At 64.8% G+C, this 24110-nt stretch carries 14 protein-coding genes; 8 read left to right on the forward strand and 6 right to left on the reverse strand.

Translation table 11 applies throughout. The features are described from left to right. Positions 1–75 precede the first annotated feature (75 nt). Both OU419_RS06955 and OU419_RS06960 read left to right on the forward strand, forming a co-directional pair. Positions 76–333: a DUF1145 domain-containing protein gene (locus tag OU419_RS06955; protein WP_254471735.1), complete on the forward strand. Its 258-nt coding sequence runs from the start codon at positions 76–78 to the stop codon at positions 331–333. Between the two features lie 122 nt (positions 334–455). Next, complete coding sequence (locus OU419_RS06960) at positions 456–623, forward strand: hypothetical protein (protein WP_254471734.1); 168 nt, start codon at positions 456–458, stop codon at positions 621–623. Between the two features lie 3 nt (positions 624–626). Here OU419_RS06960 and OU419_RS06965 read toward each other — a convergent pair whose 3' ends face one another. Further along, positions 627–1538: a LysR family transcriptional regulator gene (locus OU419_RS06965; RefSeq protein ID WP_254471733.1), complete on the reverse strand. Its 912-nt coding sequence runs from the start codon at positions 1536–1538 to the stop codon at positions 627–629. A gap of 97 nt (positions 1539–1635) precedes the next feature. On the opposite strand from OU419_RS06965, the gene OU419_RS06970 reads away from it, so the two are divergent. The 3 genes from OU419_RS06970 (at position 1636) to lapD (ending at position 6410) form a co-directional block, all read left to right on the forward strand. Further along, the gene (locus OU419_RS06970) at positions 1636–3609 is read left to right on the forward strand and encodes an alkyl/aryl-sulfatase (protein ID WP_254471732.1); all 1974 of its coding nucleotides are present in this window, start codon (positions 1636–1638) and stop codon (positions 3607–3609) included. 209 nt (positions 3610–3818) lie between these two features. Further along, the gene (gene lapG / locus OU419_RS06975) at positions 3819–4451 is read left to right on the forward strand and encodes a cysteine protease LapG (RefSeq protein ID WP_254471731.1); all 633 of its coding nucleotides are present in this window, start codon (positions 3819–3821) and stop codon (positions 4449–4451) included. A gap of 15 nt (positions 4452–4466) precedes the next feature. Beyond that, complete coding sequence (gene lapD, locus OU419_RS06980) at positions 4467–6410, forward strand: cyclic di-GMP receptor LapD (RefSeq protein ID WP_254471730.1); 1944 nt, start codon at positions 4467–4469, stop codon at positions 6408–6410. A 62-nt stretch (positions 6411–6472) separates the two neighbouring features. Here the strand turns inward: lapD and OU419_RS06985 are convergent, their stop codons facing one another. Both OU419_RS06985 and OU419_RS06990 read right to left on the reverse strand, forming a co-directional pair. Beyond that, on the reverse strand, positions 6473–6805 hold the full coding sequence (locus OU419_RS06985; RefSeq protein WP_254471729.1) for a tryptophan synthase subunit beta: 333 nt from the start codon (positions 6803–6805) through the stop codon (positions 6473–6475). Positions 6806–6919: 114 nt separating this feature from the next. Next, positions 6920–16234 carry a retention module-containing protein gene (locus tag OU419_RS06990; RefSeq protein WP_268173296.1) on the reverse strand — a complete coding sequence of 3105 codons (9315 nt, stop codon included), beginning with the start codon at positions 16232–16234 and terminating at the stop codon, positions 6920–6922. Between the two features lie 342 nt (positions 16235–16576). Between OU419_RS06990 and OU419_RS06995 the strand changes: the two genes are divergently transcribed. From OU419_RS06995 to OU419_RS07005, 3 genes are read left to right on the forward strand one after another with little or no spacing between them, the layout of a single operon-like run. Further along, positions 16577–17929 (forward strand): TolC family outer membrane protein, encoded by a 1353-nt coding sequence (locus tag OU419_RS06995; protein WP_254471727.1) that lies wholly within the window; start codon positions 16577–16579, stop codon positions 17927–17929. A 50-nt stretch (positions 17930–17979) separates the two neighbouring features. After that, the gene (locus OU419_RS07000) at positions 17980–20136 is read left to right on the forward strand and encodes a type I secretion system permease/ATPase (RefSeq protein ID WP_254471726.1); all 2157 of its coding nucleotides are present in this window, start codon (positions 17980–17982) and stop codon (positions 20134–20136) included. Further along, positions 20126–21496, forward strand: coding sequence for an HlyD family type I secretion periplasmic adaptor subunit (locus OU419_RS07005; RefSeq protein ID WP_254471725.1), 1371 nt, complete (start codon positions 20126–20128; stop codon positions 21494–21496). Before OU419_RS07000 ends, OU419_RS07005 begins: the two co-directional genes overlap by 11 nt. Positions 21497–21703: 207 nt before the next feature. Here OU419_RS07005 and OU419_RS07010 read toward each other — a convergent pair whose 3' ends face one another. The 3 genes from OU419_RS07010 to mmsB all read right to left on the reverse strand — a co-directional run bounded on the left by OU419_RS07010 (position 21704) and on the right by mmsB (position 24040). Beyond that, a complete protein-coding gene (locus tag OU419_RS07010) occupies positions 21704–22345 on the reverse strand; it encodes an NAD(P)-dependent oxidoreductase (RefSeq protein WP_254471724.1) in 642 nt (213 codons plus the stop codon). A 109-nt stretch (positions 22346–22454) separates the two neighbouring features. After that, a complete protein-coding gene (locus tag OU419_RS07015) occupies positions 22455–23087 on the reverse strand; it encodes a potassium channel family protein (protein WP_254471723.1) in 633 nt (210 codons plus the stop codon). 68 nt (positions 23088–23155) lie between these two features. Continuing rightward, the gene (gene mmsB / locus OU419_RS07020; RefSeq protein WP_254471722.1) at positions 23156–24040 is read right to left on the reverse strand and encodes a 3-hydroxyisobutyrate dehydrogenase; all 885 of its coding nucleotides are present in this window, start codon (positions 24038–24040) and stop codon (positions 23156–23158) included. Positions 24041–24110 lie beyond the last annotated feature (70 nt).

Below are 24110 nucleotides of genomic sequence, written 5' to 3' on the forward strand. Positions count from 1 at the left end.
TCGAAAGGCAGGAGCGCGCCGCCGTGCCGGCTCGGCAGACTGGCGCCACCTTCAACGTCATTGGGAGAAAGCGCCATGTCCGAATTGCTGAGTTTCGCCAAAGGTGCACTGGCCATGTTCTGGCTCGCTGCCGTGCTCAACCTCGTCTATCCGTTCGGCGAGCTGCATCGCCCGCTGCTGTGGCTGTCGGGTGCGATTGTGCTGGTGCACGTGGGCGAGGTCGCGCTCCTGGCCCGGCGTCGCTCGCTGGTGGATCAGATACAGGTGCTGCTGTTCGGCGTGCTGCATCTGCAGGGGCGCCGGATGCGTCGTCTGGAAACTGTAAACGGCTGATTTACCGAAGCTTTACCTTGCGGCCAGGCACCGGCAGACGACGCCGGTGTCTGATCCTGCGAGACCGGAAGAAGTAGTGCCCTGCATTCCGCCAGGGTGGCCGGCTCGCTTCAGGAGGCGCCATGCGTCGCATCTTCGCTGCTGTACTGCTGTTCCTTCCGTTAACCGGTTGCGTGGTCTACGAACACGACCATGATCGCGGCGGCTGGTATGGTCACCCGCGTCACTATCGGTCGGCGCCGCCACCGCCGGCCTATTACGGCGGCCCGTACCAGGGCTGGCACCGCTGAGTTTCAGGGCGCGGCGTAAAACGCCGCGTCTTCCTCCAGCAGCAACTCGACGAACTGGCTGGCCGCGGGCGACAGGCTGCGGCTGGCATGACGCACCAGGGCATACGCGGAGCCGCGCCCGGAGGCATTGCTGCCGTCCGGCCAGGGCAGCACGGCGAGGCTCCCGGCCCGCACATCCTCGGCCACCACATCCCAGGTAGCCAGGCAGAGTACGTCGCTGCCTTTCACCAATTCCTTGAGCATCAGCACGTCATCGCATTGCACGCTCAGAGGCTGCTCGCGGCCGAGGGTTCGCACCAGCCCTTCCAGCGCGTCGCGTGGCAGGCGAGGCCCGGCCAGGGGATAGTCGAGCAGGGCCCCGACCGACGGCCTGCTGCCGAGCAGCGGATGTCCCGGCCGGCAGAACAGCACGCCGCGGTGGACCCTTAACGGCAGGATGTCGAGGCGGCTGTCGTCTTCCAGTTCTCGGTAGTCGGCGATGAACAGTTCCAGCTCATCGTCCAGCAGACGCTGGTGCAGCTCGCTCCAGTTCTCGATGGAGAGCAGCACCGAGACTTTCGGATGCGCGCTGCAGTAACGCGCGAGCACCTGTGGCATCAGGCGCGCGGCGGGGAACGGGCCGGCGCCCAGGCGCAGTTCGCCGGTTTCCAGGTCGGCCAGTTGCAGCACCGCGTTCTTCAGCGCGCGGTCACCGGCCAGCAGGCGCCGGGCGTGCTCCAGCACCAGCCGGCCGTGGGCGGTGAGGGTGATGCCGCGTGGGTTGCGATCCACCAACTGACAGTTCAACTGGCCTTCCAGCGCCTGGATGCTGCGTGACAGGGCGGGTTGGCTAAGGTTCACCGCATCGGCGGCACGGGCGAAGTGGCCATGTTCGGCAAGGGCGACGAAGTGGCGTAGCTGGCGGAGATCACTCATGCGCTTCCTGCATCGATTGTGAAATTGGAATGCATTGGAATTATTAGCGCGACGGCCTGCATAGTGCGAGCACAACAACAAATACCGGAGTCCATCGATGTCCCGCCTTTCCGCCGCCATTCTGCTAGCCAGTCTCTGCCCGGGCCTGCTTTTCGCCGCCGAGCAACCCAAACCGCCAACGTCCTTCACCATCGATGCGCAGCAGAAGGTGCGCGAGGCGCTGCCGTTTTCCGATCGCAGCGATTTCGACCGCGTGGAGAAGGGCCTGATCAAGCGCCCGGACAATCTGCTGATCAAGAACGAAGACGGCAGCGTCGCCTGGCAACTGGGCGTCTATGACTTTCTCAACGCTGGCAAGGACATCGACAGCGTCAACCCGAGCCTGCAGCGCCAGGCCCTGCTCAACCTGAAGTACGGCCTGTACAAGGTCACCGACGGTATCTACCAGGTGCGCGGCTTCGACCTGGCGAACATCACCTTCGTCCAAGGCAAGAGCGGCTGGATCGTCATCGACACCCTGACCACCCCCGCCACCGCCAAGGCCGCGTATGCGCTGGTGAGCCAGGAGCTGGGGCAGAAACCGATCCGCGCCGTCATCTACAGCCACGCCCACGTCGATCATTTCGGCGGGGTGAAGGGGCTGGTGAGCCAGGAGCAGGTCGACAAGGGCGAGGTACAGATCTATGCGCCCAAGGGCTTCATGGAAGCGGCGATCAAGGAGAACGTCCTCGCCGGCAATGCCATGATTCGCCGTGCCACCTACCAGTACGGCATGATGCTGCCCAAGGGGCCGCAGGGCCAGGTCGACATGGCCATCGGCAAGGGCGCTGCGCGCGGGCCGATGAGCATCCTCGCGCCGACCAACCTGATCGAGGGCGACCTGCAGGAGCTGGAAATCGACGGCGTGCCGGTGACTTTCCAGAACACTCCCGGCACCGAATCGCCGGCCGAAATGAACGTCTGGCTGCCACAGCAGAAAGCCCTGCTGATGGCCGAGAACGTGACCGCCACGCTGCACAACCTCTACACCCTGCGTGGCGCCGAGACCCGCGACGCCCTGGGCTGGAGCAAGTACATCAACGAGGCGCTGCATCGTTTCGGCGACAAGGCCGAGGTGCTGTTCGCCGTGCACAACTGGCCGCGCTGGGGGCACGACGACATCGTCCGCACCCTGGAGAAGCAGCGTGACATGTACGGCTACCTGAACGACCAGACGCTGTACCTGGCCAACCAGGGCGTGACCATCAACCAGATCCACGAGCGCTTCAAGGTGCCGCCGGAGCTGGCCAACGAGTGGTACAACCGTGGCTACCACGGCAGCGTCAGCCACAACGTGCGCGCAGTGGTGAACAAGTACCTGGGCTACTACGACGGCAACCCGGCAACCCTGAACCCGCTGGCGCCGGAAGACTCGGCGAAGAAGTACGTGGAATTCATGGGCGGCGCCGATCACCTGCTGCAACTGGCGAAGCAGTCCTATGACAAGGGCGAGTACCGCTGGGTAGTGGAGGTGGTCAACAAGCTGATCTTCGCCGAACCGACCAACCAGGCCGCCCGCGCCCTGCAGGCCGATGCGCTGGAGCAGCTCGGTTACCAGGCGGAGAACGCCGGCTGGCGCAACAGCTATCTGGTCGCCGCGCAGGAGCTGCGTAACGGCGTGCCGCGCGACGTGCCGTCGCTGCGGGTGACCAGCGCCGACGCCCTGGCGGCGATGGATACCGGCCTGCTGTTCGACTATCTCGGCGTGCGTCTGAACGCGGAGAAGGCCGAAGGCGAGGATCTGAGCATCAATCTGGTACTGCCTGACCGCAACGAGCAGTATCTGCTGGAACTGAAGAACTCGCACCTGAACAACATCAAGGGCGTGCAGAAGGAGAACGCCGGACAGACCGTCACCATCGACCGCGCCGACCTCAATCGCCTGCTGCTCAAGGAGGTCTCGCCGGTACGCTTGGTGCTGGAAGGCAAGCTCAAGAGCTCGGGTAATCCGCTGCTGCTGGCGAAGCTCTTTGGCATGCTCGATGATTTCCAGTTCTGGTTCGACATCGCGACGCCTGCCCAGAAGAGCTGACCGCTCTGCAGGCCGCGCCAACCGTCGATGGCACAATGCAGTGATTGCATTGTGCCATTGTTTTTTTCGCGACCAGATTGCACCATGCCGCTCCGGCGTTCTTACAGTAAGGTGGGCGCCTTCGCAGTCGAGACGTCGCGATAGTGTCCAGTCGTTCCCTACGAGTTTTGCGCCGTTGCCGGCCGGGGCCTGTGCTCCTGGCGCTGGCGATGTCGCTCGCCGTGGTGGCGGGGGGGCAGAAGGTCGAGTGGGACTTCGCGCTGATCGAGCAGCGCGCCGCAATGCTCTACGGCCCAATGAGCGATGGCAGGCCGCGCATCGACGCCTGGCAGCGACTGCTCGACGACGCCGCGGCGTTGCCTGAGCGCGAGCAATTGCAGGCGGTCAACCGCTTCTTCAATGACCAGTTGCGCTTCACCGACGACCTCGGCCTGTGGCACGAGGTGGATTACTGGGCGACTCCGGTGGAAGCCCTGCTCAAGGGGGCGGGCGACTGCGAGGACTTCGCCATCGCCAAGTACATCAGCCTGCGCCACCTCGGCGTGCCGGCGGAGAAGCTGCGCATTACCTACGTCAAGGCGCTGCGCCTGAATCAGGCGCATATGGTGCTGACGTACTATTCACGGCCCGATGCGGAGCCGCTGGTACTGGACAACCTGATCGGCAGCATCCTGCCGGCCAGCCAGCGCACCGATCTGCAGCCGGTGTACGCCTTCAACGGCGAGGGTTTGTGGCTGGCCAACGCCAGTGGTGGCAAGCAGGTCGGCGACAGCAAGCGGCTGTCGCGCTGGCAGGACCTGCTGAAGAAAATGAAAGCCGAAGGCTTTCCCCTGAACGAATGAGAGCGTGGAGACAAGATGTCCCTGTTCAAACAATTGCTCATCGCCATCTGCCTGTTCCTGGTCATCGCCTTCAGCGGCAGCTTCATGGTCAGCCTGGAAAGCTCGCGCGAGCAGTACGTCAACCAGCTCCGCTCCCACGCCCAGGATGCCGCCACCGCGCTGGGGCTGTCGCTGACGCCGAACATCGATGACCCGGCTATGGTCGAGCTGATGGTCAGCTCGATCTTCGATAGCGGCTACTTCGAAAGCATTCGCGTGGTGGACCTGGCCACCGGCAAGGTGATCGTCCAGCGCACCGGCGTGCCCGATGCGGTGGCGGCGAAGGTGCCGCAGTGGTTCGTCTCGCTGATCGACCTGCATTCGGCCGGCGGCGACGCCATCGTCAGCCGTGGCTGGACCCAGGCGGCGCGGGTCGAAGTGCTCAGCCACCCGATGTTCGCCATTGCCAAGCTTTGGCAGAGCGCGCTGGGCAGCCTGCTCTGGCTGGCGCTGTGCGGCGTGGCCAGCGGCGTGCTCGGGGCGATCCTGCTGCGCCGCCAGCTCAAGCCGCTGGACTACATGGTGGAGCAGTCCCACGCCATCGCCCGCCGCGAGTTCCTCAGCGTGCCGGAGCTGCCACGCACACCGGAGCTGCGCCGGGTGGTGCAGGCAATGAACCAGATGGTGGAAAAGCTCAAGGCGCTGTTCCAGGAACAGGCCGAACGCAGCGAGCGGCTACGCGACGAAGCCTATCAGGACAGCCTCACCGGCCTGGGCAACCGGCGTTTCTTCGATATGCAGTTGCAGGCGCGGCTGAGCGCCGAGGACCAGGTCAGCAGCGGCCTGCTGCTGGTGCTGCGGGTGCGCGACCTGGCCGGGCTGAACCAGCGCCTGGGCGGCCAGCGTGTCGACCAGTTGCTCAAGGCGGTGGCCGATCAGTTGCGCCTGGCCGGCCAGGGACTGGGCGCCGGCATCACGCTGGCGCGCAGCCGCGGCGGCGAGTTCGTGATGCTCGCGCCGGGCCTGATGCCTGAGGAGGCGCCGGCCCTGGCTGCGCGCCTGGAAAGCATGCTCGCCACGCTGACCAGCACCGGGGCCAGCGATGTGAGCCCGGTAGCCAGCATCGGGCTGGTGCCGTTCGTTTCCGGCGAGTCCGTGCAGTCGCTGCTGGTGCGGGCCGACGAGGCGCTGGCCCTGGCCGAACGCGAGGGTGACTGCTGCTGGGCATTCCTGCAGGGCGGTGCCAGCCCGGTCGCCGAGGAACGCCACGCCTGGCATCAGTTGCTGGATCAGGCGCTGGTGCACAAGCGCTTCCAGTTGTATTTCCAGCCGGTGGTGGCCTGCGCCGATCCGCAGCGGATCCTGCACCACAAGGTACTCTCGCGCCTGCCGGACGGGCAGGGCGGCAACATCGCCGCCGGGCGCTTCCTGCCGTGGCTGGATCGCTTCGGCTGGACTGCGCGGCTGGATCTGCTGATGCTGGAAAGCGTGCTCGCCGACCTGGCGACCCACGACCGCCCGCTGGCGCTGAACCTGTCGGCGGCACTGCTGCGCGATGAGTGGGCGACCACCCGGGTCTTCGATCTGCTGCGCCAGCATCCGCAGTTCGCCGGGCGTCTGACGCTGGAGCTGGAAGAAGACCAGCTACCGGCGCAGTCGGTGCTCGAAGTCCTGACCCGGCGTCTGCGCGAGCTGGGCTACAGCCTCAGCCTGCAGCATTTCGGCGGGCGCTTCAGCATGATCGGCAACCTTGCCCGCCTGGGCCTGGCCTACCTGAAGGTGGATGGCAGCCATATCCGCGCCATCGACCAGGAGAACGACAAGCGCCTGTTCATCGAGGCGATGCAGCGGGCCGCGCATAGCATCGACCTGCCGCTGATCGCCGAGCGCGTGGAGACCGAAGGGGAGTTCCGCGTGTTGCGCGAGATGGGCATTCACGGCGTGCAGGGGCGGTTGTTCGGCGCCCCGGCGCCGTGGTGATGGCGGGCTGATTCGCGGCGGGCGCACGGCCCGCCCGCATTGCGCAGAAAGAAGAACGGGGCTCAGATCAGCCCCGTTTCTTCATCATCGTTGATCAGCCGCGTCAACCCGCCCAGGGCTTCCCGCGCCTGGGTCCGGTTGAGCAGCTTGGAACGCGCCGCCGGTGGCAGGTCGGTGATGCGGATGACGCCCTTGGTGATCAGCACCGAGATCAGGTCTTCCAGTACCCGGATCATGTCCAGGTCGCTCTGCTTGAGTTGCAGCAGGCTGCTGGCGGTGGCCTGCCACGCCTGAATGTCCGGGTGGTCCGCCGGTAGCGTGCCGGTCATCCCGTCGAACTCGGCGTCTTCGACGCGCGCCAGTTTTCCCTCGGCGTTGCGCTGGATGTACAGCATCGGCCCGTCCCCATGTGTCTGCGATGAAGGTACGACAACGCGGCCACCCCGGAGGGTAGCCGCGCTGTCGCTGTGTGGAGCCTGACCGTTTCGCCGCGTTGCGGCAACCGCGGGTCAGTGATGCTCAGTCTTGACCACCGGATCGGAGCCCGCCACCAGCTTGCTGACGATCTCCGAGGAGGTGGAACCGTAGGTGGTCAGGTCCACGCCGCTCAGTTTGATGGTGACATCCGCGCTGGTGGCGACCTGGCCGGTGGTGCTGACCTGCAGGGTCGAGGTCGCGGTGTCCACCTTCAGATAGCTGAGAATGTCGTTCTGCGCGGTATCGGGCAGCAGGTCGCTGATGTCGATGCGATCCCCTTCGCTGTACTTGAAGTCGGTGACGGTGTCGTTGCCGGTATCGCCTGCCTTCCAGTTGAAGGTATCGGCGCCCGCACCGCCGGTGAGGATGTCGTTGCCCTTGCCGCCGATCAACTGGTCGTTGCCCGTGCCGCCGAAGAGGATGTCGTTGCCGTCTCCCCCGATCAGGATGTCGTTGCCACCCTGTCCGTAAAGGATGTCGTTGCCGTCGCCACCGTTGAGGATGTCGTTGCCGCCACGAGTATCGCCTTCGACGTTGAACTGTGCGTGGTTGGCCTTGATGTAGCTGTACATCTCTTCGGTGGTGGCCGCATGGCCGTTCTTCGCCTCCAGGAACGCCGACAGCGCGCTGACGCCGGAACCCGCCGGCAGGTCGGCCGGCTTGGTCGGGTTGCCATTGACGCCCCAGGGCAGGTTGTCGGTGTTGATACTGTCGCCGAACAGAATATCGTCGCCGGCGCCGCCCAGGATGGTGTCGTGGCCTGACGGCGCCAGTTCGGAGTTGGTGGAGCCACCGTGCAGGGCGCCGTGCAGTTCGCTGGCGCTATTGACGATGTCCACCTGGCCGGCCGGGCCGGTCACCGGGCTTGACGTATTGACGGTCTGCTTGACGTCGTCGACGTAGACCGTCGCCCTGTCCGAGCTGGAGTTGTCGGTGAGGATGAACTCGAAGCGATAGGTGCCTTCACCCACGGTCTTGGTGGTGATGGTCGCACTATTGGTCGACGAGTCGAGGATGCCGGAGTCGGAGATGGTGCTCCAGGTGCCGTTCACCAGTTTCTCCAGGCGCCACTCGAAGGTGTCGCGGGTATTCAGCGTCTCGCTGATGCTGAAGCTGAAGCTGGACGTGGTGCCGCTGGTCACTTCCATCTTCGGGCTGGCGGCGGTAGTGGAACCGTTGCTGTTGCTGTCGACCATCTTCATCCGGTAGCCGGTGAAGAACCCATAGTCGATGCTGGTTCCGTTGCCATTGCCTTTGCTGGCCAGCTCCCAGCCGGCCAGGCTGCTGTCGCTGAAGTTATGCAGCGTGCTGGTCGTACTGGTATCGAAGCTCACCGTGCCGTTGCCGGTCACGTTGCTGTTGTCGAAGAACTTCAGGATGTTTTCGTTGATGCCATTGCCGATGCCGATTGCACGGACGTCGCTCACGCCGCTCAGGTTGGCGAAGGACTGCACCGACTCGCGCACCACATCCGCCGTGGTGGCGGTGCCGTTGCCAAAGCTCGTCGATTGGGTCGGGTCGCCGTCGGTGAGGAACAGGGTCAGGTTTTCGTAACCGTTGTTCTTCTGCGCCGCTGCGTTGAACCAGCTCACCGCCTGGTCGAAGGCGGCCTGGTAGTTGGTGCCGCCGTCGGCCCGGAGACCAGTGGTCTCGGTACGGCCGATGGCGGTGATCAGGTCTTCGACATTAAGGCTGGTGAGGTCCGCGATGCTGACCTTGATGCTGGCGCTGGCGGAGAAGCCGATCAGGGTGATGTTGATCACCCCGTCGTGGTCCTTCAGTTCGTTGGCCAGATTGATCAGCGCATCCTTCACCAGCTTCATTCGCGAGTCCGCGTAGGCCGCGTTGCCCTGTCCGGCGAGGTTGTACTGCATGCTGCCGGAGGTATCGACGATGAGGGCGATGTTGTAGTTGGTGCCCGGCTGGGTGGTGGTCAGCAGGCCGCCAACGTCGCCGAGGATCACATCGTCGCCCGAGCCGCCGACCAGGGTGTTGTCGCCATTGGGTGTGGTGCTCGGGATCTGTACCTGGCCGACATGGAGGTCGAAGCCATAGGTCGCCGATGTGTCGGCACCACCGTTGGCGGTACCGCCACTGTCCTTCACGGCGAAGGTGAAGTGGGCGTTGCTGCCGGAGGCGTCCGGTACGTAGGTCAGCTTGCCGCCGGCGAGGTCGCTGGTGCTGACTGCCTGTCCGGCCGTCACCTTGACGCCGTTGAGCCACAGCGTGCCGGAGTCCGGCAGCGCCTTGATGATGACTGCCTGCAGGCTGTGCGATTGGCCATTGGCGGAGTCGGCGATGTCGCTGAAGGCGAAGTCCTTGAGCCCGAAGGTGTAGGTCTTGCCGGCGTAGAGGCTGGCCGAGCCGTCGGCCGACACCGGCGCGTCGCTTACCGGCGTGACGTTGAAGGTGATGGTGCTGGGGCTGCTGGAGAAGCTGTCGTGGCTGTCCTGCACCGAGAACTTCAGGGTGGCGTAGGCGTTGCCGGCGGCATTGGCCAGCGGGGTGTAGACCAGGCTGGCGAGCAGGCCCACGGCAATGACCTGGCCGGCGGTCACCGACTGGCCGTTGAGGGTCAGGCTGCCAGCGCCCGGCAGGCTGTCGATGCGGATCGCCTTGAGGGCATCGCCACTGTCCTTGTCGGCGAAGCCGAAGTCGGCTGCGCTGAAGCTGCGGCTGCCGTCCTCGTTGAGGGTGACGGTCTTGTCGGCGCCGGTCGGCGCATCGTTGCTGCCATTGACGGTGATGGTCACAACGGCGGGCACGCTCACCGCACCCTGGGCGTCCTTGGCCGTGTAGCTGAAGCTCACCTGGCGGGATTCGCCGGCGTTGAGCGAGTCGAAATCGCTACCGGGGTCGAACACGTAGCTGCCGTTGGCGTTGAAGACCAGATTCCCGTTGCCGGCGCCCACTCCTTGTGCCAGCGCATAGCCGGTGGTGTTGACCGCGCTGTCGATGTCGGTGGCGGCGGGCACCTGGCCGCTGAGCACGCTGTTCTCGCCGGTGGACTGGCTGTCGTTCTTCGCCTGTGGCGCATCGTTCACCGGGTTCACGCCCAGGGTGACGGTAGCGGTGGAAACGCCGCCGTTTCCATCGCTGATGGTGTAGGTGAAGCTTGCGGTGCCGTTGTAGTCCTTGGTCGGGGTGAAGATGACGTTGCCATTCTCCAGCCTGACCGTGCCGTTCACCGCGCCTTGCACACTGATGATCGACAGGGTGTCGCCATCCACGTCGGTGTCGTTGCCCAGCAGGGTCTTGGCGGCGATGGTCAGCGGCTGGTCTTCATTGGTGACCAGTTCGCTCACCACCGGATGACTCAGGCTGCTGCCGCCGAGCACGCTGTAGGTGCCGCCCTGGGGCCGCATCTCGACCTTGAGCTGGGCATTGCCGCCCTGGTCCCAGTAAAGGATCTCGATCTGGTGATCGCCGCTCTGGGCGATATTGAATACCGCCGACTGTCTGACGGTAGGGCTCTGGTTGCCGTCGAAGTTGAACACTTCGACGCCGTCGATGCGGATGCTGAAGCCGTCATCGGCAGTGACCTGGAACTGGTAGTTGCCGGCCTTCAGGTTGATCGAACCGGTGAGCTGGATGATCGCGTCGGAAGTGTTGGTCGGGTCGGTGTTCAGCGACGCCGCATCGGCGCCGAGGAACTTCTGCAACTGCTTGTCCGCGCCCAGGTCGCTGTTTACGCCATTGCCGTAGTTCACCGAGGTGGCGGTGAAGGTGGCGCTCGGCGCGCGGCCGGCGATGAAGGCGCCGACCTGGCTGAGGTTGGTCAGGTTGGCGCCGTCGACGTTCTCGCGATAGCCCCAGTAGTTACCCTGCAGGCCGCTGATGCTGTAGCTGTCGTCCACCGCCACCGGCGCATCGTTCACCGGCGTGACGTTGAAGGTGATCTTGTTCGGCGTTGGGTCGAAGGCGTTGTTGCTGTCCCTCACCGAGAAGGTGAAGTTGGCATAGCTGCTGCCGTTGCCATTAGCGGCCGGAGTGAACACCAGGCCGCCCAACTGGTCGGCGGCGATCACCTGGCCCTGGGTTACTGCCTTGCCGTTGAAGGTCAGGCTGCCCGCGGTCGGCAGACTGTCGATACGCACGGCGCTCAGGCTGTCGCCCTGGTCCACGTCGCTGAAGCCGAAGTCCACTGCGCTGAAGGGGCGGCTGCTGTCTTCGTTGAGCGTGATGGTCGCGTCGGCGCCATTGGGTGCGTCGTTCACCGGGGTGACGTTGACGTCGATCACCTGCTCGGTGATGCCGCCGTGGCCGTCGTTGGCGAGCACGGTGAAGCTGTCCGGGCCGTTGTAGTCCTTGCCCGGGGTGTAGGTGAAGCTGCCGTTGGCATTGACCACCACGTTGCCGTGCTGGGCATTGCCGCCGGTCTTCAGGGCGAAGGTGATGGTGTCGCCGTCCGCGTCGGTGGCGGTGAGCTGGCCGCTCTTGGCGTTGTCCTCGGCGGTGGTCAGTGTTGCCGCGCTGGTGAATACCGGCGCATCGTTGACCGGCGTAACGTTGATGTTCACCACGCTATCGACGCTGCCGCCGCGGCCATCGCTGACAGTCACGGTGAAGCTGTCCGGGCCGTTGTAGTCGTGTTTCGGGGTGTAGGTGTATGCCCCGGTGGCACTGTCGACGGTCAGGGTGCCGTGGGCGGTCCCCGTCTTGACCGCATAGCTCAGGGTGTCGTGGTCGACATCATTGGCGACGATCTGGCCCTTGAGCACGGTGTCTTCATCAACGGCGACATTCTGGTTGGTGGCCGTCGGCGCATCGTTGACCGCGTGAACCTGGATATCCAGCGGCAGGGTGGTGGTCGCCTTGTCATTGTTGCTCGCTTCGGTCGCAGTGGCGCTCACCTGCAGGGTAATGGTGCCGTTGGCATTGGCCGGCGGAGTGAAGGTCAGCTTGGACAGGTTCCACCCGGTGATGTCGACACTGGTGTGGCTGGCATCAGCGGTGAAGCTGTGGGTGCCGTCACTCAGGGTGCCACCTGCGGGGATGCTGCCGATGCTGATCGCCAGGCTTTCCGAACCGTCGGTGTCGACCAGCGAGGCATTGATCTTCGACAGCGGGATGCTGGTGTCTTCGTTGCCCTCGTTGACCCCGAAGACGGTGTAGTGGCCCTGGCCGTTGCTGCCTACCAGGTCGCCCAGGCGCTCGCCGGCGCCAGCCAGTTCGGACGTGTTGTGGTAGACCAGCGAACTGCCGGTGCCGACGGTTTGCGGTGTGCTGCCGTTGTCGGAGATGGTCAGGTTGTAGCTGCCCGGACCGCTCTGGTTATGTTGGTAGAGAGCGATGGTGTAGTAGCCGCTCTCGGTTGGCGTGAAGGTGCCGCTGAACTTGCCACTGGTGCCGCCGGAGCCGGCCCAGGTGGCTTCTGCGATCTTGTTGCCGCCGATGACCAGGCGAATGCTGTCGTCGCCCACGCCGGCGAAGGTATAGGTGTGGCCGGCTTCCAGGAAAATCAGGCCGCTGACCTTGTTGGCGGTGCCGGCGTTGACGCTGGAGTTGCTGACGCTGTTGGTCGAGCCCTCGCTGGAGGGCTTGCCGGCGTTGTCGATCACCGACTGCAGGGTGGACGGCGAGACGCCATCGCCGTTGCTGCCCAGCCCCGCCAGATTGGTCCAGGTCTGCACGGTCAGGCCGGTGGCCGGCGGATGGCCGTTGCTGCCGTCGAGGCTCAGGTTCGGTTTGTCGGCCACGGCGATGACGTTCACGTTCACTGTCGAGACGGCGGTGCCGCCTTTGCCGTCGCTGATGGTGTACGTGATGGTGTCGGTGCCGCTGAAGTTGGCCTTCGGTGTGTAATTCAGGGTGCCGTCGTTGTTGATCGTCAGGGTGCCCTGGCCGGCGCTGGCGCTGGTGACCGTCAGCGGGTCGCCGTCCACATCGGTGTCGTTGGCCAGCACGTTGATCTTGACCGAGCTGTCCTCGTTGACGGTGGCGTTGTCGGGCCGGGCGATCGGCGCGTCGTTCACTGGGGTGACATTGGCGAAGCTGAGATCGGCCGTGGCGGTGAGCTTGCCGTCGCTGACGGTGTAGGTGGCGGTTGGCACCGGGCCGTTGTAATCCTTGGCCGGCATGAAGGTGAAGCTGCCGTCACTGTTGATAACCAGCGAGCCAACACCGTTGACGGTGGCGGTCTGACCGGCGTTGACAGTGGTGCCGCCGAAGGTGAAACCGGTGACGGTCAGAACGTCGCCATCGACATCGGTGTCGTTGGTCAACACATTACCGGTGGCCGGGGTGTCTTCGGTCACCGAGACCGGGCCGTCATTGACCGCAACGGGCGCGTCATTCACCGGGGTGACATCGGAGAAGCTCAGCTTCGCCGAGGCGGTGATCGAACCGTCAGTGATGGTATAGGTCGCGGTTGGCACCGGGCCGTTGTAGTTCGGTGCAGGCGTAAAGGTGAAGCTGCCGTCACTGTTGATGACCAGGCTGCCGACGCCGTTGATGGTCGCACTCTGGCCTGCGTTGACAGTGGTGCCGCCGAAGGTGAAGCCGGTGACGGTCAGCGCATCACCTTCCGGGTCGCTGTCGTTGGCCAGCACATTGCCGGTGGCCGGGGTGTCTTCGGTCACCGAGACCGGGCCGTCATTGACCGCAACCGGCGCGTCGTTCACCGGGTTTACCGTGATGGTGCCGGTGGCTGGAGTTGGGTCTTCCAGGCCAAGGTTGTCCACGGCGGCGAACTGGAAGTTGTTGGATCCGTTCCAGTTGGCGTTGGGCATGAAGGTGACGGAGGCGGTATTGCCGGTGGCCGGGACGCTGTCGCCAACGGCCAGCGCCACGCCGTTGAACATCAGGGTGCCATTGGCCGGCAGGGTCTTGATGATGAAGTGGTCGACGTTTCCGTCGATATCCGAGCCGCTGAGTTTGATGATGAGCTGCGAGTCTTCGTTGCCCGTGGTGCTGTTGTCGTTGGTCTGCGGCGCATCGTTGACCGGGGTGACGTTGGCAAAGCTCAGCTCCGCCGTGGAGCTCAGCTTGCCGTCGCTGACGGTGTAGGTGGCGGTTGGCACCGGGCCGTTGTAGTCCGGCGCCGGGGTGAAGGTGAAGCTGCCGTCACTGTTGATGACCAGGCTGCCGACGCCGTTGATGGTCGCACTCTGGCCTGCGTTGACGGTGGTGCCGCCGAAGGTGAAGCCGGTGACGGTCAGCGCATCACCTTCCGGGTCGCTGTCGTTGGCCAGCACATTGCCGGTGGCCGGGGTGTCTTCGGTCACCGAGACCGGGCCGTCATTGACCGCAACGGGCGCGTCATTCACCGGGGTGACATCGGAGAAGCTCAGCTTCGCCGAGGCGGTGATCGAACCGTCAGTGATGGTATAGGTCGCGGTTGGCACCGGGCCGTTGTAGTTCGGTGCAGGCGTAAAGGTGAAGCTGCCGTCACTGTTGATGACCAGGCTGCCGACGCCGTTGATGGTCGCACTCTGGCCTGCGTTGACAGTGGTGCCGCCGAAGGTGAAGCCGGTGACGGTCAGAACGTCGCCATCGACATCGGTGTCGTTGGTCAACACATTGCCGGTGGCCGGGGTGTCTTCGGTCACGGAGAACGGGCCATCGTTGACCGCAACCGGCGCGTCGTTCACCGGGTTTACTGTGATGGTGCCGGTGGCTGGAGTTGGGTCTTCCAGGCCAAGGTTGTCCACGGCGGCGAACTGGAAGTTGTTGGATCCGTTCCAGTTGGCGTTGGGCATGAAGGTGACGGAGGCGGTATTGCCGGTGGCCGGGACGCTGTCGCCAACGGCCAGCGCCACGCCGTTGAACATCAGGGTGCCATTGGCCGGCAGGGTCTTGATGATGAAGTGGTCGACGTTTCCGTCGATATCCGAGCCGCTGAGTTTGATGATGAGCTGCGAGTCTTCGTTGCCCGTGGTGCTGTTGTCGTTGGTCTGCGGCGCATCGTTGACCGGGGTGACGTTGGCAAAGCTCAGCGCCGCCGTGGAACTCAGCTTGCCGTCGCTGACGGTGTAGGTGGCGGTTGGCACTGGGCCGTTGTAGTCCGGCGCCGGGGTGAAGGTGAAGCTGCCGTCACTGTTGATGACCAGGCTGCCGACGCCGTTGATGGTCGCACTCTGGCCTGCGTTGACGGTGGTGCCGCCGAAGGTGAAGCCGGTGACGGTCAGCGCATCGCCTTCCGGGTCGCTGTCGTTGGCCAGCACATTGCCGGTGGCCGGGGTGTCTTCGGTCACCGAGACCGGGCCGTCATTGACCGCAACCGGTGCGTCATTCACCGGGGTGACATCGGAGAAGCTCAGCTTCGCCGAGGCGGTGATCGAACCGTCAGTGATGGTATAGGTCGCGGTTGGCACCGGGCCGTTGTAGTTCGGTGCCGGCGTAAAGATGAAGCTGCCGTCGGCCTTGATCACCAGGGAGCCGACGCCGTTAACGGTGGCAGTCTGACCGGCGTTGACAGTGGTGCCGCCGAAGGTGAAACCGGTGACGGTTAGAACGTCGCCGTCGACATCGGTGTCGTTGGCCAGCACATTGCCGGTGGCCGGGGTGTCTTCGGTGACGGAAACCGGACCGTCATTGACGGCAACCGGCGCGTCGTTCACCGGGTTCACGCCGACATTGACGGTGATGGTGTCGCGGCCACCCTGGCCGTCATCGACGATCACGGTGAAGCTGTCGTTGCCGTTGAAGTTCTGCCCCGGGGTGTAGGTATAGGTGCCATCGGGGTTGACCACGACGGTGCCATTGCGCGGGCTGTCGCCCAGGTCGAAGCGCAGCGGGTTGCCATCGGGATCGTTGGCGACCAGGCGGCCACTGACCGGGGTATCTTCGTCTGTCACCAGCGCAGCGTCCTGGCCTTGCGGAGCGTTGTTCGGCGACGGCTGGTTCGATGTGTCGGCGAGCAGGGCCTGCTCCTGCTGCAGCAGGCCGAAGGTCTGGCCAGCGCCGGCAGTGGGGAAGCCTACGGTCGGATCGACCCGGCCCGCGGTCTCGTCGAGCATCACGAAGCTGTGGCTGCCGCCGGCTACGCCGGAGCCGCCGGAGGAGGCCGCGCTCGGACCGGCTGCGGTGGGGGCCAGGGCCTGGGTCGGGTCGAGGCCGGCGGCGATGGCCTTCTGCAGGTCCTCGGTGCTCGGTGTGGTGGGCTGCGCCTGCGCATGTGCAGGAGTGTTGTGTGGCAGATCGGCACCGCTCCATTGGCTATCGCGGCCCAGATCGACCGTACGGCCATCGCCGGTATCCAGCGTCACGGCGCCGGCAGCACCGGTGACCAGCTGTTCACCCTGGTAGATGCGGTCACCTTCGACGAGGACACGCTGGGCACCCTCGGGGGATACCGCAACTACTTGTCCGATGATGCTTTTGACGACGGCGACGACGCTGCTCATGAACTTCTCCTGATGAGGCTTACCTGGTGTGCCAGCCGGGCCGATTTCTGGATATCGGCATCAGGGGCACATTCCCTTGTCACTCAGAGCGAAATATCTGGCGTCAATCTATTGGCTTATATCCAATCGAAATTGCGTATATGCCAATGTATTGACCATTCGCCAGCCATCCTAAACAATTGGCAAATCGATGTCACTTTGATATCGGGCGTTCACGTAAAAAAATTAGCGTGAATTGCATCACGGTTTTTGATGAGCCCTTTGCAGCTATTCGCCAGTCTTTTGACGCCTTTTGCGGAAATCGAATCGCTGCGGTTATCTCTCTGATAAGGATGTTTTCCCATGCGCCTGCGATTCGCTTCTGTAGTGCCCTTCGCCCTTTCATTCGTCCTGCCTGCCCACGCCGATACGCTCTCGCAAGCGATGCAGAAGGCGATGGACTACCACCCGGAAATCCAGGCCGGCGTTAACAGCCGGCTGGCTGCCGACAAGCAGCTTCGCGCCGCGCAGGGCGGTTATCTGCCGTCTGTCGACCTGCTGGGTGGCTATGGCCGCGAGGGTACCGATTCGCCATCCACCCGAGCCCAGGGCAACGATCACTGGAAGACCATGAACCGCGGCGAATCCAGCCTGCGCCTGCAGCAGATGGTGTTCGACGGCTTCGCCACCTCCAGCGAGGTGGGCCGCCAGCAGGCCACTGTGAATTCCCGGGCGTATGCGCTGCTCGGCACTTCCGAGCGCACCGCGCTGGACGTCGCCCAGGTCTACACCGACGTGCTGCGCCGCCAGGAAATGGTCCGCCTGGCCGAAGCCAACCTGAAGCGCCACCAGCAGGTCTACGACCAGATCAGCCTGCGCAGCGCGCGCGGCGTCGGTCGTCTGGCGGACCAGGATCAGGCCGAGGCGCGCCTGGCCCAGGCGCAGAACAATCTGTTTACCGAGCAGACCAACCTGGCCGATGCGCGCACCAACTACTACAGCGTGGTCGGCAGCGAGCCAGTGGATCTGGATGAGCCGGCCGGCCTGAGCGGCCAACTGCCGGCCGACCTGCAGGCGGCTCGCCGCCAGTTGCTGGAAAACAGTCCGATCCTGCGTTCGGCGGAGTCGGATGTGGCGGCGGCGGAGAAGCAGTACGAAGCGGCGAAGTCGACCTTCTATCCGAGATTCGATGCAGAACTTTCGCGCGGTGCCGATAACAACGTCGACGGCGATCCGGGCCACAACAACGAATGGCAGGCCATGTTGCGTATGCGCTACAACCTGTTCGCCGGTGGCAGCAACAAGGCCGAGCTGGAAGCCAAGTCCTACCAGGCCAGCCAGGCGCTGGATATCCGCAACAACGCCCTGCGCCAGTTGAACGAGGAACTCGGATTGTCCTGGAACGCCCTGGCCAACGCCCGCGACCAACTGCCAATTGCCCGCCAGTACGTGGACTACAGCACCCGTGTGCGCGAGGCGTACCAGAAGCAGTTCACCATCGGCGAGCGCACGCTGCTCGATCTGCTGGACAGCGAGAACGAACTGTTCAACGCTTCGCGCCGCCTGGTCGACCTGAAGTACACCGAACTGTTCACCCAGTACCGCATCAAGGCCACCCTGGGCGAACTGCTCAAGAGCCAGGGTGTGGTTGCGCCGATGGCGACCGTGGTGAGTAACGACATCAAGCCGCAAGTACAACTGCCGGGCCTGAACTGAGCCGCTGCCAAGGCCCGGCCAAGGCAGCCCCCAACCGAGAGTGTCTACGCGTGGATCAAGAAGTCAGTCGAGTTTCCTCCAGTCACGATCCGCGCGGTCTGCTCGATGACCCGCTGCTGGACAGCCTGCTGACGCTCTGTCAGTTGCACCAGAAGCCGGCCAGCCGGGCAATGCTGACCAGCGGCCTGCCACTGCCGGGGCAGCGCCTCTCCGCCGAGCTGCTGCCACGCGCGGCCGCTCGCGCCGGCTTGCAGGGGCGCTTGCTGCAACGGCGGCTGGAGCAGATCCCGGCGCTTGCGCTGCCGGCCATGCTGTTGTTGCGCGAAGGCCGCTGCGCGGTGCTGCTGGGGTGGGATGCCGATGGCCAGGCGCGTTTGCTGTTGAGCGAAAGCGACGGCGGCGAGGTGCGCGTGACGCGTGAGTTGCTCGCCGAGGACTACAGTGGCCAGACGTTCTTCGCCCAGCCGCAGCACAAGTTCGACCTGCAGCACGGCGAGCTCATCCCGCGGGCCCGCCACTGGTTCCGCGATACCCTCAAGCGTTCGCGCTGGCTCTATGTCGACGCGGTGGCCGCCAGCCTGCTGATCAACCTGATCGCTCTGGCAGCGCCGCTGTTCGTGATGAACGTGTACGACCGCGTGGTGCCCAACCAGGCCGCCGCCACCCTGTGGGTGCTGGCCATCGGCATCAGCGGTGCCTACCTGTTCGACCTGCTGCTCAAGACCATGCGCGGACTGTGCCTGGACCTGGCCGGCAAGAAGACCGACCTGATCATCTCGGCGACGCTGTTCGAGCGCATCGTCGGCATGAGCATGAAGTTCCGCCCGGCGCGGGTCGGCAGCTTTGCGCAGAATATCCATGAGTTCCAGACGCTACGCGACTTCCTCAACTCGCTGACCCTCACGACCCTGATCGACCTGCCGTTCACCCTGTTGATCCTTCTGGTGATCGGTATCATCGGCGGGCCGCTGGTGTTCGTGCCGCTGGTGGCGTTCCCGCTGGCCGCGGGCCTCGGCTGGATACTGCAGAAACCGCTGGTGGAAACCATGAACCGCACGATGGCGCTCTCCGCCGAGCGCCAGTCGAGCCTGATCGAAACCCTGGCCAGCCTCGACGCGGTGAAGGTGAACAACGCCGAAAGCGAGCGCCAGTACCTCTGGGAACAGACCATCGGCACCCTCAGCCGCCTGGAGCTGCGGGTGAAGCTGCTGTCGTCGCTGGCGATGAACATCACCGTGCTGATCCAGGCGCTGGCCGGCGTGATCATGATCATCGGCGGCGTCTACCTGATCATCGCCGGCGACCTGTCGATGGGTGGCCTGATCGCCTGCTACATGCTCAATGGGCGCGCCCTCGGCCCGCTGACGCAGTTGTCCGGGCTGATCCAGCGCTACCAGCAGGCGCGCCTCTCGATGGAAACCACCAACCAGATGATGGAGCTGCCGCAGGAGCGCAGCGCCGAGGAGCGTCCGCTGACCCGCTCGCAACTGCGTGGCGGCATCGAGCTGCGCGACCTCGATTTCGTCTATCCCAACCAGCAGGTGGCAGCGCTGCATGGTGTCAACCTGCAGATACGCCCCGGCGAGAAGGTCGGCATCATCGGCCGCAGCGGCTCGGGCAAGAGCTCACTGGCCAAGCTGATCGTCGGCCTCTACCAGCCCGAGAGCGGCAACCTCCTGGTGGACGGCGCCGACGTGCGCCAGCTCGACATCAGCGAGCTGCGCCACAACATAGGCTACGTGCCGCAGGACATCAGCCTGTTCAGCGGCACACTGCGCGACAACCTGGTTTGCGGGGCACGCTACGTCGATGACGAGCGTGTGCTGGAAGTGGCCGAGCTGACCGGCGTGAACGAGTTCGTCCGGCTGCACCCGCAAGGCTACGAACTGCAGGTCGGCGAGCGCGGCCTGAGCCTTTCCGGCGGCCAGCGGCAGAACGTTGCTCTGGCCCGCGCGCTGCTGCTCGACCCGCCGATCCTGCTGCTGGACGAGCCGACCAGCTCGATGGACAACGCCGGCGAAGAGCGCCTGAAACAGCGCCTGAACGGAATCATCGGTGACAAGACGCTGCTGCTGGTCACGCACCGTGCTTCCATGCTCAGCCTGGTGGATCGCCTGGTGATCATCGACAAGGGGCGCATCATCGCCGACGGTCCGAAGGACGTGGTGATGGACGCATTGAAGAAGGGGCAGATCAGTGTCGCTTGATCCCAAAGGCAGCATTCGTCACACCATCGGCGGCTATTTCAAGGGCGGCGACAACCTCTCCGGCCAGCCGCTCCCCGAGGTCAGCAAGGCACTGGTGGAAGATGCCCCGCGCGTGGTGCGGCTTACCATCTGGGTGTTGATCGGCTTCGTGCTGTTCCTCGGCCTGTGGGCACATTTCGCCGAAATCGACGAAGTCACCCGTGGCGAGGGCAAGGCGATCCCGTCCTCCAAGGTGCAGAAGATCCAGAACCTGGAAGGCGGCATCGTCTCGCAGATATTCGTCCGCGAAGGCGAAGTGGTGCAGGCCGGCGAGCAACTGATGCGCCTGGACCCGACCCGTTTCGAATCCAACGTCGGCGAGACCGAGGCTGATCGCCTGGCCATGTTCCTGCGCGTCGAGCGCCTGTCCGCCGAGGTGGAAGACCGCCCGCTGAACATTCCCGACGACGTGCGCGCCAAGGTGCCCGGCCAGGCCAGCAGCGAGGAGGCGTTGTTCCACAGCCGCCAGCAGCAGCTCAAGGACGAAGTCGCCGGCCTGGAGCAGCAATTGGTGCAGAAGCAGCAGGAGCTGCGCGAGTTCGTTTCCAAGCAGGCGCAGTACCGCAACAGCCTGGGCCTGCTGCGCGAAGAGATTTCCATGTCCGCGCCACTGGTGGCGCAGGGCGCAATGTCGCAGGTGGAGCTGCTGCGCCTGAAGCGTTCGGAGGTGGAGAACCGCGGCCAGCTCGATGCCACCACATTGGCTATCCCGCGCGCCGAGGCGGCGGTGAAGGAAGTCGAGCGCAAGGTCGCCGAGACCCAGTCGCGCTTCCGTAGCGAAGCGCTGAAGGAACTCAACGAGGCGCGTACCGACCTGAGCAAGGCCGAGGCCACCGGCAAGGCGCTGGAAGACCGGGTCAACCGCACGCTGGTTACCTCGCCGGTGCGCGGCATCGTCAAGCAACTGCTGGTGAATACCATTGGCGGGGTGATCCAGCCAGGCAGCGATCTGGTGGAAATCGTCCCGCTGGACGATACCCTGCTGGTGGAGGCGCGCATCCGCCCGCAGGACATCGCCTTCCTGCGGCCGGGGCAGCACGCGATGGTCAAGTTCACCGCGTACGACTACACCATCTACGGCGGACTGGAGGCGGATCTTGAGCAGATCGGCGCCGACACCGTCACCGACGACGATGGCAACAGCTTCTACCTGATCAAGCTGCGCACTCGCAAAAGCCACCTGGGCAGCGACGACAAGCCGCTGCTGATCATCCCGGGGATGATCGCCACGGTAGACATCATGACCGGCAAGAAAAGCATCCTGAGCTACCTGCTCAAGCCCATCCTGCGGGCCAGGGCGGAGGCGCTGCGGGAGCGCTGATCGGCCTGGCATCCACTCCTGCGGACCGGGCTAACCGGTTTCGCAGGAGCGTCGCCGCGGGTGGAGTGGCGCGCAACGGATGGGTATCGCTGCGTTCCACCCATCAACGATCACGCAACGGTCTCCACCTGTCCTGCGTCAGGCTTCAGCGCTGGCGTGCGTTGCTTGCGCAGGCGCGGACCTTGTCCGTGAACCCGCCGACGCCGATCAGTACGCCACGGTAAACCGCTGCTGGTGGTGGTTGGCCTGTTCGGCTTCATCGATCATCGCTACGGCAAGGTCTGGCAGGGAGATACGGCTTTCGCCCTTGTCGTCGAACAGCACCTGGTCTGCGCCGATGCGGAAGCTGCCGGTGCGGGTCTCGCCTTCGAGCAGCATTGCCGGGCTGAGGAAGGCCCAGTCCAGCTCCCGCTCGGCGCGCAGTTGTTCCAGCGCGTCAGCGGCGCCCAGTGCGCCCTGTTTCCACTGCTCGGGGAATGCCGGGCTATCGACCAGGCGCTGGCCGGGAGCGATTTCCAGGCTGCCGGCGCCGCCCAGGACCAGCAGGCGCTTTATCCCGGATGCCTTCACGCCGTCGACGATGGCGCGGCTGCCGCGGGCGTGGGCGTCGCGGATGTCGGGGTTGCCCCAGCCGGCATTGAAGGCGCTGACCACCACGTCGTGGCCGGCGACGGCGCGGGCGATCTGCGCCGGATCGTAGACGTCGGCCTGGACCACCTTGAGGTTGTCGCGTGCCGCCAGTTTCACTGGGTCGCGGACCAGCGCGGTGACGCGGTGGCCGCGGCGCAGGGCTTCTTCGAGGAAGTAGTGGCCGACGTGGCCGGTGGCGCCGATCAGGGCAATGTTCATGGAATCACCTTTTCGCGGGAGGTCGCGCGGTTGCGACGGGTGAATCATCTTCGGCGTTTGGTGGTGGCGGATAAATGCCCGTCATTGCCATGCACTCGTAAGTCCTGCTTCACAATCCTTCGTCCTGATCTCTCATCAGGCTCAGGCCGCGCGCCACCGCCAGGGCGATGAACAGCGCGCCCATGATGGCTTCGGCGCCGGCCAGCAGGCGAGCCAGCGGGAACACCGGGGCGATGTCGCCGTAGCCGATGGTGGTGAGGGTGATCATGCTGAAGTAGATGAAGCTGTCCAGGTGCAGCGGGGCATTGCCGGTGAAGCTGTTCGGCCACAGTTGCTCGATCAGGTTGTAGGCGAAGGCGAACACCAGTATGAAGTTCAGGTAAAGCGAGCACAGGCCGTAGAGCAGCTCGCCGGTGACCGGGCGCTCCTGGGTGACGCGGCGGAACAGTGCCACCACCAGCAGCAGGTAGAAGCACACCTGCGGGATGCCCTGGTGCAGCAGGGGTTGCAGGTTCCAGTCGCTGGGAATGAACAGCATGCCAAGGCTGACAGTGCCGGCCAGGCAGATGAAGTGGAACAGTGTGCTGCGGATGCGCAGTGTGTTGAGCGCCGCCAGCACCATCAGCACCAGGCTGCCCAGTTCCAGCGGCAGCGGTGGCGAGGGGAAGGCCAGCAGCGCGACGACCAGGATGATCGAGCCCAGCAGCAGGCGGAAGCGGTAACGCAGCAGGAAGTGTTTCAACTGGCGGGGCTCCGGCGTCGAGAGGTATCGGTCTGCTCGAGCGTAGCTGCCAGCCGCCGGATTTCGCCTCAGGAGTCGAAAAGCTTCTGCACCACCGAGAAGTCCTGCTCGCCGTGCCCCTGTTTGAGCAACAGGCGATACAGCGCCAGCGCCAGGCTGCCCATCGGCGTGCTGTTGCCGCTGACCTGGGCGGCTTCCTGGGCGAGCCCGAGGTCCTTTGTCATCAGCGAGGCCATGAAGCCGCCGGTGTAGCCGCGCGACGCGGGGGCGTTCTCCATTACCCCGGGCCACGGGTTGTAGACCTCCAGCGCCCAGTTGCCACCGGAGCTGCGGCGCATGATTTCCGACAGTACGGCTGGGTCCAGGCCGTTGGCCGCGCCCAGGGCGAGGGATTCGGCGGTGCCGATCATCAGCACGGCGAGCAACTGGTTGTTGCACACCTTGGCTACCTGGCCGGCGCCGTCGCGCCCGGCATGGAAGATGTTGCGGCCCATGACAGAGAACACCGGACGGGCACGTTCGAGCACCTCCGGATCGCCGCCGACCATGAAGGTCAGGGTACCGGCGATGGCGCCACCGGTGCCGCCGGATACCGGCGCGTCGAGCATCGGTATGCCGCGTTCGGCGGCGGCCTGGTGGACCTTGCGGGCTGAGGCGGGGGCGATAGTGGAGCACTCCAGCACGAGCGTGCCGGGCGCGATGTGGGCCAGCAGTCCCTCGTCGCCCAGGTAGATGCCCTCGACGTGCTGGCTGGCCGGCAGCATGGTCACCACCACGTCGGCGCCGTCCACCGCGTCGTGGGCGCTGCGCGCCGCGCTGGCGCCCTGGGCGACCAGGCCGTCGATGGCGCTTTGCACCAGATCGAACACGCGCAGCAGGTAGCCAGCCTTGATCAGGTTGGCGGCCATAGGCGCTCCCATGTGGCCGAGACCGATGAAGGCGATGGTTTGCATGCGGTTTCCTCCTGTTGGACGACAGGCACTCCAGTGCAGGGAGAGCCCGCAGGAGGAGGCGCGCGTGGTA

Origin of the sequence: Pseudomonas triclosanedens (genome assembly GCF_026686735.1) — a bacterium.
GTDB classification, from domain to species: domain Bacteria; phylum Pseudomonadota; class Gammaproteobacteria; order Pseudomonadales; family Pseudomonadaceae; genus Pseudomonas; species Pseudomonas triclosanedens.